The following is a 16156-nucleotide window of genomic DNA, read 5'->3' on the forward strand; positions in this document are numbered from 1 at the left end:
TTTAATAAGGAGACAATGTGCGTTATTTAATTACCTTATTTCTAAGCTTAGCCGTGTTGATCACGGCTGGTTGTGGATTTCGCTTACAAGGTACGACGCAAGTACCTGAAGAACTAAAAACATTAAGATTAAGTAGCGGTGACCCTTATGGTCCGCTGGCACGCGCAATTAGACAGCAATTACGCCTGAATAATGTCAACTTAATCGATGATAATCTGCAGAATGTGCCCTTTTTAAAAATTGTCGGTTCATCGGAAAACACCAAAACTGTTTCTATCTACCAAGATGGTAAAAGTGCAGAAAAACAGTTAAATTTTTGGGTTAGCGCACAAATTATCCTACCCAACGGCGCTGTTTACCCAATCAAAACCCGTGTCGAGCGCGCTTTCTTTGATAATCCGTTAGAAACACTGGCAAAAGACGCCGAAAACGAACTTGTTAAACAAGAAATGCGTGAACAAGCTGCTCGTCAGTTAATTCGTAAGTTACTGATCGTTCATAGCACTATTCAAAATGAGCCTGAAGAATCAGTTGCTGTTGAAAAAGCGCTAGCGGAAGACTCAGAATGATCCGTCTTTACCCGGAACAGCTAACTTCGCAGCTTGCTGATAAGCTGCGAGCTTGTTACCTGATTTTTGGCAATGACCCTTTTTTAGCACAAGAAAGTGTGGATAAAATTTGTCAAGTAGCCAAGCAGCAAGGTTTTACAGAACGTTATAGCTATTCGCTAGATACAAACACCGAATGGGACACAATTTATCGTTTGAGTCAATCGCTTAGCCTGTTTGCCAGCCGACAAATCCTTATCTTGCTATTACCTGAAAGTGGCCCTACCACAGTCATAGCTGAAAAGCTGCTTAAGTTGGCTGAATTATTACATCCTGATTTATTACTTATATTACGCGGCGGCAAATTAACTAAAGCACAAGAGAATAGTGGCTGGTGTAAAAAAATAGGCCAAGATGGGATCTATATTAATTGTCTGACCCCAGAACAGTCCAGACTGACTCAATGGGTAACGCAACGAGCAAAAGCGATGTCTGTTACCTTAGATAAACAAGCTAATCAGCTTCTTTGCTATTGCTATGAAGGCAACTTACTGGCCCTTAATCAAGCATTAGAGCGTTTATCACTATTATATCCTGACGGTAACCTCACCTTACCGCGTGTCAAAGAAGCAGTAAATAATGCTGTTAATTTTACACCTTATCATTGGGTTGATGCACTACTTGCAGGCAAAATTAAACGCAGTTGGCATATCCTGCAACAATTACAACGCGAAGATTATGAAGCAGTGATTCTATTGCGTATAATTCAACGTGAGCTCATATTGCTTTGGACATTAAAACAACAAAGTAACGATAAAAATTTAAAAAAATTATTTGATCAGCATAAAATTTGGCAAGCGCGCCGCCCTCTTATTAGCGCTACGCTACAACGCTTACCACTGCGCGAACTACAACATGCAATACAGTTAATTACCCAAGCTGAATTACATTTAAAACAAGATTATGGTCACTCAATTTGGCCAAAATTAGAAACTTTATCTATGCTATTGTGCGGTAAATCACTGCCCGAGAGTTTTATTAATGACTCAACAAACTAAACAAACAACTAATTCCCCATCTATTCAAGCACTTTTCGGTGGCACCTTTGATCCGATTCACTATGGTCACTTACTTCCCGTAGAAGCGCTAGCCAAACAAGTTGGCTTACAACAGGTTGTTTTACTTCCTAATCATGTGCCACCACACCGCCCACAACCTGAAGCAACCGTTCAACAAAGACTCGCAATGATAAAATTAGCGATCAAAAATAATCCTCTATTTACTATTGATACCCGTGAGCTTAAACGCACAACCGCCTCCTATACTGTTGAAACATTACTCTCTTTCCGGCAACAGATCGGTTGGCAAAAACCATTAGCTTTTATTATCGGGCAAGATTCATTACTGTCGATCGATACCTGGTTTGATTGGCAAAAAATTTTAGATCTTTGTCATTTATTAGTTTGCGCCCGCCCAGGCTATACCACCTATTTTCCAACATCATCAATGCAACAATGGCTAAAACAACATCAAGTGCATGATCCGCAAATACTCAGCCATAAACCCTGTGGTGCCATATATCTGGCTGATACTCCCTTATTAAATATTTCCGCAACTGAAATTCGCGAACGAAAACGTAATAGGAAAAGTTGTAAAGATATATTGCCACCCGCAGTTTTGCGCTATATTGATAAACATCATCTTTATCAAAATTGCGCATAATTAACCAATAAATATAAAAAATTGACAAAAGTACCCTTAAACTATTGTGAGTATATAAGGTGATTGGTACTATCTTGGCGCTTTTTACACTACTGTTGAAAATAGAGCATAATTTCCGATAATTTATCCTAAAACTAATTATAAATATTCAACTGGTTTTACTAAAAATTAGATTAAAATATAGATTATCTTATGCTTATTTCTTTCAACAAAATTTTATAACTGAATAATATAAAACATTAATATTTTTTTTAACTTGAAATTAAAGGTGAACCTTTGCAAGGAACTGAACTCCAACAATTTATTATCGACCAACTGGTCGATACAAAAGCGCAAGATATTGTCACTATTGATGTAAGTGGAAAATCTAGCATTACTGATTGCATGATAATCTGTACCGGAACATCTAATCGTCACCTGACATCGGTTTCGGACAAATTAATTGAAGCATGCCGCAAGACAGGAATAATTCCTCTTGGTGTTGAAGGACAAGGTATTTCGGATTGGATCGTGGTTGATTTAGGCGATGCAATTGTTCATATCATGCAAGAAGATAGTCGCCGCATGTATGAACTTGAAAAACTCTGGAGTTAAATTTGAAATTACAACTGATTGCGGTTGGTAGCAAAATGGTTGATTGGATCCAAACAGGTTTTCAAGATTATCTTCATCGTTTTCCAAAAGATATGGCTTTTGAACTCATTGAGATCCCCGCGGGAAAACGCGGGAAAAATGCGGATATTAAACGTATTATCGAGAAAGAAGGAGAACAAATGCTGGCTGCTGTAGGCAAAGGTAACCGCATAATTACCCTAGATATACCTGGCACAAGCTGGACAACTCGACAACTTGCCGAACAATTAAATCAATGGAAACAAGATGGACGCAATATTAGCTTTCTCATTGGTGGCCCAGAAGGTCTTGCTCCTGCCTGTAAAGCAGCAGCAGAGCAAAGTTGGTCACTGTCATCCTTAACAATGCCTCATCCTTTAGTTCGAATATTTGTTGTTGAAAGCCTTTACCGGGCATGGAGCATTACAACAAATCATCCTTACCATCGGGAATAACATATATATGTAGGTTATGAGTGTGAATGCGAAGAAAGAAACAAAAAAAAAGAAGCGCACCCCTTTTCGCGATTACACCGCTGAATCTACTCTATTCATTCGTCGGGCGTTAATAACTTTTATTATCATCGTAATATTAGTCAGTATTTTAATTGCTAATCTTTATCATATACAAGTGGTTCGCCATGAAGATTACCAGACGCGCTCCAACGATAATCGGATAAAACTGGTTCCTGTTCCACCAAGTAGAGGTATTATTTATGACAGAAATGGTATTCCTCTCGCGTTAAATCGAACATTTTATCAATTAGAAGTCATTCCTGAGAAAGTCACTAATTTACCAGAGATATTAGCCCAATTGCGTGATGTGGTTGATCTTACTGACGACGACATTGCAAACTTCAAAAAAGAGCGTAAACGTTCACGCCGCTTTACCTCTATCCCATTGAAAACCTCATTAGATGAAGTACAAGTTGCACGTTTTGCCGTTAATCAATACCGGTTCCCCGGGATTGAAGTCAAAGGTTACCAACGCCGTTATTATCCTTATGGCTCGGCGCTAACCCATGTTATCGGTTATGTCGCCAAAATTAATGATAAGGATATAGAACGTCTAGAAAATGACGGTCTACTAAAAAATTACACTGCCACCCATGATATTGGTAAATTAGGTATTGAACGCTATTACGAAAATATTTTACATGGTAAAACAGGTTATGAAGAAGTTGAGGTGAATAGTCGGGGAAAAGTCATACGCCAACTACATGAACAACCACCGCAAGCTGGCAAAGATATTTATCTTACTATCGATCTCAATTTACAAATTGAGATTGAAAAATTGCTAACCACCAGCCGAGCTGCCGTTGTTGTCACCGATCCCCGCAACGGAGAAGTACTGGCTCTGGTATCCACTCCTAGCTATGATCCTAATCTATTTGTTAATGGTATCTCTAATAAGGATTATCAAGCTTTATTAAATAATCCCAATCGCCCACTAATTAACAGAACGACGCAGGGATTATATCCACCCGCCTCTACCGTTAAACCGTTTATTGCCGTTGCCGCATTAAGTGAAAATGTTGTCACCCCTAACTCAACAATTTTTGATCCTGGTTGGTGGCAGTTACCAAATTCCGAAAAACGTTATCGAGATTGGAAACGTTGGGGACACGGTAGATTAAATGTTGTCAGAGCCATTGTCGAATCAGCCGACACCTTTTTCTACCAGGTTGCTTATGATATGGGTATCGATCGTATCTCCGATTGGATGCAAAAATTTGGCTATGGTCACTATACTGGTATTGACCTGTCGGAAGAACGTTCAGGTATTATGCCAACGCGTGAATGGAAACAAAAACGTTATAAAAAACCCTGGTATCAAGGAGACACAATTCCAGTAGGCATTGGCCAAGGTTATTGGACGACAACACCAATCCAAATGGCCAAAGTATTAATGACGTCAATTAATGACGGCGTGGTTAAAATTCCCCACCTACTTTATGGCACTAAATTAGGTAACGCTATGCTACCCTATGAACAGAAAGAACATATCCAAATCGGCAATATTCATTCAGGCTTTTGGGAATTAGCTAAAGAAGGTATGTATGGGGTTGCTAATGCACCAAACGGTACAGCACGTAGAAGTTTTGCCAACACACCCTATAAAGCGGCAGTCAAATCAGGTACGGCACAGGTATTCAGTTATGAAACCTACAATGCCAGTAAATTGGCTGAGCACTTGCGTGATCATAAATTAATGATTGGATTTGCGCCTTACCAAAATCCAACCGTTTCCGTAACTATTATTTTGGAAAATGGTGGTGCCGGACCGGCCGTTGGCGATCTTGTTCGCAGTATTTTTGATTATGTATTGCTTGGTAAAAAAACGACATCACAAACACCGGATACGAATGTATCTCTAGAAGAAGATCAGTAATATATGAGCGATAATTCACGTAAATTACCTATTTGGACACGTTTACATATTGATATTCCAATGTTGCTGATTATTCTTGCCTTAACAATATATAGTGTCATGATCATGTGGAGCGCGAGTGGGCAAGATATTGATATGATGCAACGTAAACTAATACAAATCGCGATTGGATTTGTTGTTATGCTTGTTATGGCGCAAATTTCACCGCGTATATATGAAAATTGGGCGCCTTATCTCTATATTTTCTGTCTAATTTTATTAGTTTTTGTCGATGCATTTGGTCAAATCAGTAAAGGTGCACAAAGATGGTTAGATCTTGGCTTCATTCGTTTTCAACCCTCTGAAATTGCTAAAATTGCGGTTCCATTGATGGTAGCACGTTTTGTCAATCGCGATCTCTGTCCTCCCACACTAAAAAATACGCTATTAGCATTGATACTTATATTTCTGCCTACACTACTTGTTGCCGCTCAACCTGATCTGGGTACATCTATTCTAGTTGCTGCTTCCGGTTTGTTTATCCTTTTTTTAGCAGGCATGAATTGGAAATTGATTGCCATTGCAGCCACAGGTATTGCTTGTTTTATTCCCATTCTATGGTTCTTTTTGATGCATGATTATCAACGAGATCGCGTTATGATGTTACTCGATCCAGAAACGGATCCACTGGGAGCGGGTTATCATATTATCCAATCAAAAATTGCTATTGGTTCAGGGGGATTATTTGGCAAAGGCTGGTTACATGGCACCCAATCGCAATTAGAATTTCTACCAGAACGCCACACTGATTTTATTTTTGCAGTACTAGCTGAAGAGCTTGGCTTAATTGGCGTCGTTATTTTACTTGCATTATATCTATTGCTAATTATGCGCGGACTAATAATTGCTGCCAATGCACAAAATACCTTTGGTAGAATGATGGTTGGTGGCCTAATGTTAATTTTATTTGTCTATATATTCGTCAACATTGGCATGGTTAGCGGTATCTTACCTGTAGTGGGTGTTCCTTTACCATTGGTAAGTTATGGCGGCTCTGCATTAATCGTTTTAATGGCTGGGTTCGGTATTATTATGTCAATCCATACCCACCGAAAATTTCTGTCAAAAAGTTTATAACCATGAGGTCTGTAATGCACTATCACGGGCTTATGCTTAGCATTATAATAGCAATTTTAGCTGGCTGTGCTTCCCAAACTCAACAAAATACCGATATGCCTAAGATGCCGGTACAAGATATATTAGGAGCAGAGCCCCGTTACGAACCTTATCATGCTGGCGCTAATAATGACTATCAACTGAATGGTCTAACTTATCAAATAGTAAAAGATCCTGCTCATTTTAGTGAAACAGGTTTTGCCAGCATTTTTGGCTCTGAAGTTATCGGTAAAATAACTGCAACAGGTGAAAAAGCCAGCCCTTATGCGTTCACAGCTTCACACCCTACTTTACCTATTCCAAGTTATGCCCGCATTACTAATTTAATTAATGGCAGAATGATAATAGTACGCATTAATGATCGAGGACCCTATATATCAGGTAAAATTATTGCCCTATCACGAGCAGTTGCCGATAGATTAAATTTAATGCAAACGGCGCGTATTAAAATTGATCCGATCTTAGTTTCCCCTGCCGGCACTTTAACCGGACCTGGTACACTTGGTGTCAATATTGCTAAACAAAGTTATGCTTTACCTAAACCACCGAAATTAGAAACCCATTCCATAAACTTGGCTGCAAGCACCAATCAATCAACAGCGGGGAATCAGCCTCACCACCCAGCCGCTTTATCTCAATCAACCCAACCAATGACAATCGGCAATACGCTAGCAACGAATGGGATTGTTGAAAATAACCATCCTAAGCCGTCGCCAGTGAAATCAGCTAGTGGAGCTGCTAAACATTACTTTGTACAAATAGGTGCATTAAGTGATCAAGCAAAAGCAGAAGCATGGCAACAGTCTGTTTCGAAACAACTGAACACACCTGGCCGTATTCAAGCATTTAACAATATCTATCGCGTACAACTTGGCCCATTTCAAGATCCTCATACAGCGGAACAAATAAAAAATAAAATATTAACAGAGTTACAACAATCGAGCATTATCATAAATAGCGAATAATTTATTGATTAATCAATAAAATCTAATTAGAGTAAAACAAAAATCAACTAAGCTGGCATCTCTGTTTTAGAATAGAATATTGCTTTTTTATGCTGATAATAGGATGCCCACTCTATTAACATATTGCCCGCGGATCTCGTATATTATTATGAACTATGCAATTTTCTCCCGTTCTATCGGTAGTCTAATATTAATTACTAGTCTTATATTTTCCAGCACTCTATTAGCTAATAGCAATAATCCGATGCAAATCAATATGATACCTTCAGCACCAAATATTGACGCTGAAGCTTATATTCTTATTGATTATTATTCAGGCAAAGTTTTAGCAGAAAAAAATGCCGACCAACGTCGTGATCCTGCCAGTCTAACTAAAATGATGACCAGTTATATCATTGGTCAAAGCATTAAAGCCGGCAAAATTAGCATGAATGATATTGTTACTATCGACGAAAATGCTTGGGCTACTGGTAATCCGGTTTTTAAAGGCTCTTCGCTAATGTTCTTAAAACCCGGTGATCGCGTCTCTGTATCTCAACTGATACGTGGTATTAACCTGCAGTCTGGGAATGATGCATGTGTTGCAATGGCCGAGTATGTAGCGGGTGACGAAGCGAGTTTTGTCAAATTAATGAACGATAATGTGCAACGGCTTGGATTAAAAAATACTCACTTTCTTACTGTCCATGGCTTAGATGCCGATGGGCAATATAGTTCCGCACGTGATATGGCGTTAATCGGTCAAGCCTTGATCCGCGATGTGCCTGAAGAATATGCCATTTATAAAGAGAAAGAGTTCACCTTTAATAAAATCCGTCAATTAAATAGGAATGGTTTGTTATGGGATAAAAGTCTGAATGTAGATGGTATTAAGACCGGACACACTAGTGCTGCCGGTTACAATCTAGTTGCCTCTGCTACCGAGGGTAATATGCGACTAATATCTGTTGTATTAGGTGGTCATAGCAGTAAAGGGCGTGATGCAGAAAGTAAAAAATTACTCACTTGGGGCTTTCGCTTTTTTGAAACTGTTAACCCATTACAAGGCGGGATGGAATTTGCCTCTCAACCTGTTTGGTTTGCTAATACTGATCAAGTAAAGCTAGGTATTGAAAACGATCTTTATCTGACCATTCCCCGTGGCCGTATGAAAGATTTAAAAGCCAGTTACATATTAAACAATACTGAACTACAGGCGCCTTTAGCCAAAAACCAAGTGGTGGGCACGATTAACTTACAATTAGATGGTAAGATCATTGAACAACGGTCGCTGGTGGTATTGAAAGAAGTCGATGAAGGTGGATTTTTTAGTAAGATATTAGATTATATTAAATTGTTTTTTCAGCGCTGGTTTGGCTAAATATTGAAAAATTACATTGCAACCTTGATTATAGTAAATATGTTCAATTTATAACTTAATTTTAATTAAGAAATATGAATAAGTATACTATCTAAATCATATAACATTTAATATTGTAATAAGGGTGGTGGTAGTATTTTAGGAGAACCTATGAAAACCAGACTACATGAACTACTAGAGTTCCCTTGCTCATTTACATACAAAGTGATGGGAGTCGCTAAACCTGAGTTAACTGATCAAATTATTGAAGTGGTTCAACGGCATGTTCCGGGTGATTATGTACCATCAGTTAAACCAAGCAGTAAAGGTAACTTTCACTCAGTATCAATTACCATCACAGCAACCAATATTGAACAGATAGAAAAACTGTATGAAGAATTAGCTAAACTAGAATTAGTTCGTATGGTGTTGTAGACACAATTTATTACTGTGCTTGAAATTATAAACCGGAAAAACTGATATTTTCGAGTTTTATAATTTCAAGTGCCCTACTAGCTATGCTAGTAAGAATAATTTGCGCAGGTTATACTGCATAATTAGTGCATATACCCCTATCAGCGGCAGAAAAAGATTGTTAAAAGAAACTATTATATTACGTCAACTTGGGCTTCATACTTACCAACCCATTTCCGATGCGATGCATCAGTTTACTAAAAAACGCACGGTTGATACGCCAGATGAACTTTGGTTAGTGGAGCATTACCCTGTTTTTACCCAAGGCCAAGCTGGTAAAAAAGAGCACCTACTGGCGCCTGGAAATATTCCCGTTATCCAATCTGATCGTGGCGGACAAATCACCTACCATGGCCCGGGTCAGCAAATAATGTATGTTTTATTAGATCTAAAGCGTAATCAAATGAGTGTAAGAGAGCTGGTTACTACACTGGAAGATACGGTAATTAATACTTTATCTGAATTTGGTCTTTCCGCTTATGCACAGCGCGAAGCTCCCGGTGTTTATGTTGAACAAAAAAAAATATGCTCTGTCGGATTACGTATTCATAAAGGTTGTTCGTTTCATGGCCTAGCATTAAATATTAATATGGATCTTGCCCCCTTTCAGCGTATTAATCCTTGTGGCTATGCCGGTATGCAAATGACTCAACTTAATGATTTAGTTCCTGGCTGTCAGGTTAAAGATGTCGAACCTTTACTAGTAAAGCATTTCTGCAACCTATTAGGATTTCAACTTGCAGAATAAGTTGTTATAATTTTTTTATAATTATTAAAAAAAAATTGAAACATGGCATAAATAATGAGCATCTGTGTTAGCATAAAATATATCTATTATTGATCCGCAGCAGGAACCTAATGGAACTGGCATAATTATGAGTAGACCAATTCAAATGGAGCGTGGCGTTAAATATCGTGACGCTGATAAAATGGCACTGATCCCTGTCAAAACAGTTAGAACGGATCATACAGAAATTTTACCTAAACCTAAGTGGATGAAAATAAAACTTCCCGCTGATTCCAGTCGAATAAAAGAAATCAAAAACGCAATGCGTAAAAATGGCTTACATTCAGTTTGTGAAGAAGCCTCTTGTCCTAACCTGGCTGAATGCTTTAATCACGGTACTGCCACTTTTATGATTTTAGGTGCTATCTGTACTCGTCGCTGTCCATTCTGCGATGTTGCCCATGGACGACCTAATGCTCCTGATCCCAATGAACCCGAAAAATTAGCAGCAACCATTAAAGATATGGGATTAAAATACGTTGTCATTACTTCCGTTGATCGTGATGATCTGCGTGATGGCGGAGCCCAACACTTTGCTGATAGCATTACTGCTATTCGAGAGAAAAATCCAAACATCAAAATAGAAACGCTAGTGCCTGATTTTCGTGGCCGTATGGATCGCGCCTTAACAATTTTAGCCACCGCGCCACCTGATGTCTTTAATCATAACCTTGAGAATGTTCCGCGTATCTATCGCCAAGTGCGTCCTGGCGCTAATTACGAATGGTCATTACAACTACTTGCAAAATTCAAGCAAATGCATCCTGAAATACCCACAAAGTCAGGATTAATGGTTGGATTAGGTGAAACTAATGAAGAAATTGTTGATGTTATGCGTGACTTACGCCGCCACGGCGTTACCATGCTAACCTTGGGTCAATATCTGCAACCCAGCCGTCATCATCTGTCAGTAAAACGTTACGTCAGCCCGAAAGAATTTGAAGAAATGAAAAATGAGGCAATCGCAATGGGTTTCACGCATGCCGCCTGTGGCCCATTAGTTCGCTCATCTTATCATGCAGATTTACAAGCGAAAGGCATAGAAATTAAATGATAAATCATTTAATTTCATACCAACATAAAAACCCGTCTCATTAATTGAGACGGACTATTATAAATTCTTAAAGTAAATCAAATGGCGACAACGTTGATAGCAGATGGCCCTTTCTCCCCCTCAGTAATATCAAACTCGACTTTCTGACCTTCGGCCAAAGTCTTAAAACCTTCGGATTTAATAGCGGTGAAGTGAACGAAAACATCTTTACTGCCATCTTCTGGAGTGATAAAACCAAAACCTTTAGCTTCGTTGAACCACTTAACGTTACCTTTAACTTTTGACATCAAAATTACCTTTACTTAATAAAAACACACAGTTTGTGCCGCATATAGTACAGCAAAAATTATGCTTGATTGTCTACTACCAAGATCACGAAATTAATCAAAAACCTAAATTATCATTGTATATAGGATAACAACCTAAAAAAACAATAAAAAAAACTAATAATCGTGTTTATTAATATTTATTATAACATTTTTAGCCAATTTTTCGATTATTTCTATTCTTTTCATAACCTATAAGCCAGCTTTTGATATCTAACCCGCCGCTGTAACCTACCAATTTACCATCATGACCAATAACGCGATGACACGGAATAATAAGTGCAATAGGATTACGTGAATTGGCCATACCAACTGCTCTACAAAAATTAGCAGAACCTAGCGCAATTGCCAGTTTCTTATAACTCCAACATTGGCCATATGGAATTTCACTAAGTTGCTGCCAAACTCTTTTTTGAAAATAGCTACCGGTAGGATTTAGTAGTACAGAGAAATTGTTTCTTTCACCATTAAAATACTCCTGTAATTCTTTTATACACTGTTCGATATGCGCATTTTTACCTTCTTTTTCAATTATATTTTTAACAAAATTAACACTGGTTACTCCATGATTATCAGCGCTAATGTGAATGAAAGGTCTTGGAAAATCACTGGGAGTGGAAAAATAATGGTGGTACATAACAACTTCCTTAAAATAGAGAACTATTTTAACAATTCATTTTATTCCTCAAGCAAAATTAACTCTATTTGCAAAAATATTTCTGCCTATTGGAACATTGTTAAAAAAATATTATAAAAATACAAATTTTTTATTTCTTGTTGAAATAACAAGTTAGATATAATTCCTGCCACAAATCAGATAACACTATATATAGTATGGTTGAATAAAAATAAATCAAGATATAGTATTTATAATAATTGATCGATTGTAAACTTAGTCATTATGCATTAAGGAGCTAACAATGATTATTACCGTCTACAGCAAACCAGATTGTGTACAGTGCAATGCTACTTGTCTAGCACTAAAACGTAAAAACTTACCTTATGATGTTGTGGATTTAACCCAAGATCATGAAGCACTGCGTTTTATTACCAAATTGGGCTATCAACAGGTGCCCGTGGTTATTGCAGGTAAGCAACATTGGTCAGGCTTTCGTCCAGATATGATCAGTCAATTAGCCAGTAACTAAAACAATATCATGAAAACACAGTCGCTTATTTACTATTCCAGCAAATCGGAAAATTGCCATCGCTTTGTGCAAAGATTGGGGATCCCGGCTACCCGCATTCCCATGGATGCAAATGAAATGCTAACAAATGCGACACAGCCTTACGTTTTACTGCTACCTACCTATGGTGGTGGTGGCACATTAGGAGCTGTGCCTAAACCTGTTATTTACTTTTTAAATCAACAACAGAATCGAAAATTTTTACGAGGCGTCATTGCTTCAGGAAATAGTAATTTTGGTGAAACTTATGCTATAGCAGGCAACATTATTTCCGCTAAATGCCAAGTACCATTGCTCTATCGTTTTGAATTACTCGGTACTGAATGGGATCTTCAACAAGTACGCCAAGGGTTACAACAATTTTGGCAACAACAAATGCAGTAAAGTAATACGGAGCTTCCTTTATGACAGTACAGCCTCAAGAACAACTCGATTATCATGCGCTTAATGCCATGCTAAATCTGTATGATAACGATAATAAAATTCAACTCGATAAAGATAAGCAGGCGGCACATCATTACTTCCGCCACCATGTCAATCAAAACACGGTTTTTTTTCATAATTTACAAGAGAAACTGGATTTTTTATTAGCAGAAAATTATTACGAATCGGCAATACTGGCACAATATGAATTTACTTTTATAAAAAAACTTTTCCAGCAAGCCTATAACCACAAGTTTCGCTTTCAAACATTTCTTGGCGCTTTTAAATATTATACTAGTTATACCTTAAAAACTTTTGATGGTAGACGTTACTTAGAACGTTATGAAGATAGAGTATGCATGGTTGCTCTGACACTTGCACAAGGAAATCAGGAGTTAGCTAGCCAACTGGTAGATGAAATCATTAGTGGCCGCTTCCAACCAGCAACTCCCACTTTTTTAAATTGCGGTAAAAAACAGCGCGGTGAACTGGTATCTTGTTTCTTACTACGCATAGAAGATAACATGGAATCGATAGGCCGCTCTGTTAATTCGGCTTTACAACTGTCAAAACGTGGCGGCGGTGTGGCTTTCTTACTGACTAATTTACGTGAGGCTGGAGCCCCAATAAAGCTGATTGAGAATCAATCTTCTGGTGTCATACCTGTAATGAAAATGTTAGAAGATGCCTTTTCTTATGCCAATCAACTTGGTGCAAGACAAGGCGCTGGAGCCGTTTATCTTCACGCCCATCACCCCGATATTTTAAGCTTTTTAGATACTAAACGTGAAAACGCCGATGAAAAAATCCGCATTAAAACCTTATCACTAGGAGTAGTGATCCCGGATATTACCTTTCATTTGGCTAAAAATAATCAAGATATGTACCTATTCTCACCTTACGATATTGAGCGCTGTTATGGTGTCCCTATGTCAGAAATTAACATCACTGAAAAATATTCAGAGATGGTAAATAATAAAAACATTCGCAAACAGAAGATCAACGCCCGTGAGTTTTTTCTCACCTTAGCAGAAATTCAATTTGAATCAGGCTATCCCTATATTTTATTTGAAGATAATGCCAATCGTCTAAATCCTATTTATGGCCGAATTAATATGAGTAATCTGTGTTCAGAAATCTTACAAGTTAATAATGCCAGTATTTACGACGAAAATTTAGATTATCGCCATGTAGGTAAAGATATTAGTTGTAATTTAGGCTCAATGAATATTGCTAAAACGATGGATTCCCCAGACTTTGCACATTCAATTGAAATTGCTATTAGAGCATTGACGGCAGTTTCAGATATGAGCCAGATCCAATCAGTGCCTTCGATTCAAGAAGGTAATAAAAAATCACATGCTATTGGTTTAGGGCAAATGAATTTACATGGCTACCTAGCACGTGAACATATTTATTATGGTTCAGAAGAGGGGATTGATTTCACCAATATCTATTTTTATACCGTAACTTACTACGCATTGCAGGCCTCAAATAAGCTGGCTATTGAGCGTCAACACTATTTTAGCGGTTTTGAGCACTCTAAATACGCCTCTGGCGAATATTTTGAAAAATATATCAATCAGCAGTGGCAACCTAAAACTGAAAAAGTAAAACAGCTATTTCAACACTCGGCCATTCATATTCCCACTTCTAAAGATTGGCAAAAACTCAAGCAATCTATTATGGAGCATGGGATCTACAATCAGAATTTACAAGCCATTCCGCCAACTGGCTCTATTTCTTATATTAATCATTCAACTTCAAGTATTCATCCTATTGTTGCGCGTATTGAAATTCGTAAAGAAGGTAAAATTGGCCGCGTCTATTATCCTGCGCCTTACCTAACGAACGAAAATTTAGAGTATTATCAAGATGCTTATCAAATAGGCGCTGAAAAAATCATCGATACTTATGCGGCTGCTACTCAACATGTCGATCAAGGACTATCATTAACCCTTTTCTTTACTGATAACGCAACCACACGAGATATTAATCGCGCTCAGATATATGCCTGGAAAAAAGGTATAAAAACCCTTTATTACATTCGTATCCGCCAATCAACTTTAGAAGGAACTGAAGTCAAAGGCTGCGTTTCATGTGCACTATAATTTATAGGTTTAACAAATGGCGATAACAAATTCGATAGTACGAGCAATCAACTGGAACCGTATTGAGGATGATAAGGATCTAGAAGTATGGAATAAATTAACCACCAATTTTTGGTTACCAGAAAAAATTCCGCTTTCAAATGATATTCCAACTTGGAATACATTAACAAAAGAGGAAAAGAAACTAACAATACGTGTTTTTACTGGCTTAACCCTATTGGATACTATCCAAAACAACGTAGGAGCGCCTGCATTAATGGCAGATGCCTTAACACCTCATGAAGAGGCTGTCATGTCAAATATCAGCTTTATGGAGGCCGTTCATGCTCGTTCTTACAGCTCTATCTTTTCAACCCTTTGTCTGACTTCTGATGTTGATGATGCTTATCAATGGAGTGAAGAAAATAGCGCTTTACAAAAAAAAGCCCATTTAATACTGGAGCACTATTGTAATACTCATCCACTTAAGAAAAAAATTGCCAGTGTCTTTCTCGAATCCTTCCTCTTCTATTCCGGATTTTACCTGCCAATGTATTGGTCAAGCCGAGGCAAATTAACCAATACTGCCGATCTTATTCGGTTAATAATCCGTGACGAAGCAATCCATGGCTACTATATCGGTTATAAATTTCAAAAATCATTAATCAAATATAGTGCGAAAGAAAAAGACGAAATAAAAGATTTTGCTTACTTCTTATTATTAAACTTATATGAGAACGAAATTAAATATAGTGAATCTTTATATGATGACGTTGGTTGGACAGAAGATGTAAAAAAATTTCTTCACTATAATGCCAATAAAGCATTAATGAATTTGGGTTATGAGTCACTTTTCCCGGAAACAATGACTGATGTTAGCCCGGCAATCTTGTCAGCACTATCACCAAATGCCAATGAAAATCACGATTTCTTTTCTGGTTCAGGTTCTTCTTACATTATTGGTAAAACCATTACTACAGAAGATGAGGATTGGAATTTCTGATTTTTTAATATTTTTTTAAATAATGATAATAAAGCAGCTAAATAAATGCAGTTTAGAATATTATATATGCATACTTTATT

At 37.7% G+C, this 16156-nt stretch carries 18 protein-coding genes; 16 read left to right on the top strand and 2 right to left on the bottom strand.

The window, feature by feature from the left end:
- Positions 1-17 precede the first annotated feature (17 nt).
- The 12 genes from lptE to lipA all read left to right on the top strand — a co-directional run bounded on the left by lptE (position 18) and on the right by lipA (position 11047).
- Complete coding sequence (gene lptE / locus LDL57_RS10845) at positions 18-569, top strand: LPS assembly lipoprotein LptE (protein ID WP_180559570.1); 552 nt, start codon at positions 18-20, stop codon at positions 567-569.
- The gene (holA, locus tag LDL57_RS10850) at positions 566-1606 is read left to right on the top strand and encodes a DNA polymerase III subunit delta (RefSeq protein ID WP_180559569.1); all 1041 of its coding nucleotides are present in this window, start codon (positions 566-568) and stop codon (positions 1604-1606) included. Before lptE ends, holA begins: the two co-directional genes overlap by 4 nt.
- Positions 1590-2270: a nicotinate-nucleotide adenylyltransferase gene (nadD, locus tag LDL57_RS10855; protein ID WP_225505605.1), complete on the top strand. Its 681-nt coding sequence runs from the start codon at positions 1590-1592 to the stop codon at positions 2268-2270. Before holA ends, nadD begins: the two co-directional genes overlap by 17 nt.
- Before the next feature lie 276 nt (positions 2271-2546).
- Positions 2547-2864 (top strand): ribosome silencing factor, encoded by a 318-nt coding sequence (gene rsfS, locus LDL57_RS10860; RefSeq protein WP_180559567.1) that lies wholly within the window; start codon positions 2547-2549, stop codon positions 2862-2864.
- A gap of 2 nt (positions 2865-2866) precedes the next feature.
- Positions 2867-3337, top strand: a complete 471-nt coding sequence (rlmH, locus tag LDL57_RS10865; RefSeq protein ID WP_180559566.1) for a 23S rRNA (pseudouridine(1915)-N(3))-methyltransferase RlmH — start codon at positions 2867-2869, stop codon at positions 3335-3337.
- Between the two features lie 22 nt (positions 3338-3359).
- Positions 3360-5273, top strand: coding sequence for a peptidoglycan DD-transpeptidase MrdA (gene mrdA / locus LDL57_RS10870; protein WP_225505607.1), 1914 nt, complete (start codon positions 3360-3362; stop codon positions 5271-5273).
- Between the two features lie 3 nt (positions 5274-5276).
- Positions 5277-6389: a peptidoglycan glycosyltransferase MrdB gene (gene mrdB, locus LDL57_RS10875; protein ID WP_180559564.1), complete on the top strand. Its 1113-nt coding sequence runs from the start codon at positions 5277-5279 to the stop codon at positions 6387-6389.
- A gap of 32 nt (positions 6390-6421) precedes the next feature.
- Complete coding sequence (gene rlpA, locus LDL57_RS10880) at positions 6422-7393, top strand: endolytic peptidoglycan transglycosylase RlpA (protein WP_255653860.1); 972 nt, start codon at positions 6422-6424, stop codon at positions 7391-7393.
- Positions 7394-7541: 148 nt separating this feature from the next.
- On the top strand, positions 7542-8753 hold the full coding sequence (gene dacA, locus LDL57_RS10885) for a D-alanyl-D-alanine carboxypeptidase DacA (protein ID WP_180559563.1): 1212 nt from the start codon (positions 7542-7544) through the stop codon (positions 8751-8753).
- Between the two features lie 150 nt (positions 8754-8903).
- Entirely contained in the window at positions 8904-9167 is a 264-nt protein-coding gene (gene ybeD / locus LDL57_RS10890) for a DUF493 family protein YbeD (protein ID WP_026822448.1), read from the top strand.
- 157 nt (positions 9168-9324) lie between these two features.
- A complete protein-coding gene (lipB, locus tag LDL57_RS10895) occupies positions 9325-9954 on the top strand; it encodes a lipoyl(octanoyl) transferase LipB (RefSeq protein WP_180559562.1) in 630 nt (209 codons plus the stop codon).
- Between the two features lie 127 nt (positions 9955-10081).
- Entirely contained in the window at positions 10082-11047 is a 966-nt protein-coding gene (lipA, locus tag LDL57_RS10900) for a lipoyl synthase (RefSeq protein WP_180559561.1), read from the top strand.
- Positions 11048-11124: 77 nt separating this feature from the next.
- On the opposite strand, the gene cspE is transcribed toward lipA, so the two are convergent.
- Both cspE and LDL57_RS10910 read right to left on the bottom strand, forming a co-directional pair.
- Complete coding sequence (gene cspE / locus LDL57_RS10905) at positions 11125-11334, bottom strand: transcription antiterminator/RNA stability regulator CspE (protein ID WP_026822451.1); 210 nt, start codon at positions 11332-11334, stop codon at positions 11125-11127.
- A 193-nt stretch (positions 11335-11527) separates the two neighbouring features.
- Positions 11528-12010: a methylated-DNA--[protein]-cysteine S-methyltransferase gene (locus tag LDL57_RS10910; protein WP_180559560.1), complete on the bottom strand. Its 483-nt coding sequence runs from the start codon at positions 12008-12010 to the stop codon at positions 11528-11530.
- A gap of 283 nt (positions 12011-12293) precedes the next feature.
- On the opposite strand from LDL57_RS10910, the gene LDL57_RS10915 reads away from it, so the two are divergent.
- From LDL57_RS10915 to nrdF, 4 genes are read left to right on the top strand one after another with little or no spacing between them, the layout of a single operon-like run.
- Positions 12294-12521 carry a glutaredoxin family protein gene (locus tag LDL57_RS10915; RefSeq protein WP_180559559.1) on the top strand — a complete coding sequence of 76 codons (228 nt, stop codon included), beginning with the start codon at positions 12294-12296 and terminating at the stop codon, positions 12519-12521.
- A gap of 9 nt (positions 12522-12530) precedes the next feature.
- Positions 12531-12944, top strand: a complete 414-nt coding sequence (nrdI, locus tag LDL57_RS10920; protein ID WP_180559558.1) for a class Ib ribonucleoside-diphosphate reductase assembly flavoprotein NrdI — start codon at positions 12531-12533, stop codon at positions 12942-12944.
- A 20-nt stretch (positions 12945-12964) separates the two neighbouring features.
- Positions 12965-15094, top strand: coding sequence for a class 1b ribonucleoside-diphosphate reductase subunit alpha (gene nrdE / locus LDL57_RS10925; protein ID WP_180559557.1), 2130 nt, complete (start codon positions 12965-12967; stop codon positions 15092-15094).
- Between the two features lie 16 nt (positions 15095-15110).
- On the top strand, positions 15111-16076 hold the full coding sequence (nrdF, locus tag LDL57_RS10930) for a class 1b ribonucleoside-diphosphate reductase subunit beta (protein ID WP_180559556.1): 966 nt from the start codon (positions 15111-15113) through the stop codon (positions 16074-16076).
- Positions 16077-16156 lie beyond the last annotated feature (80 nt).

The organism is Arsenophonus apicola, from assembly GCF_020268605.1.
In the GTDB taxonomy this organism is placed as follows: Bacteria; Pseudomonadota; Gammaproteobacteria; order Enterobacterales; family Enterobacteriaceae; genus Arsenophonus; species Arsenophonus apicola.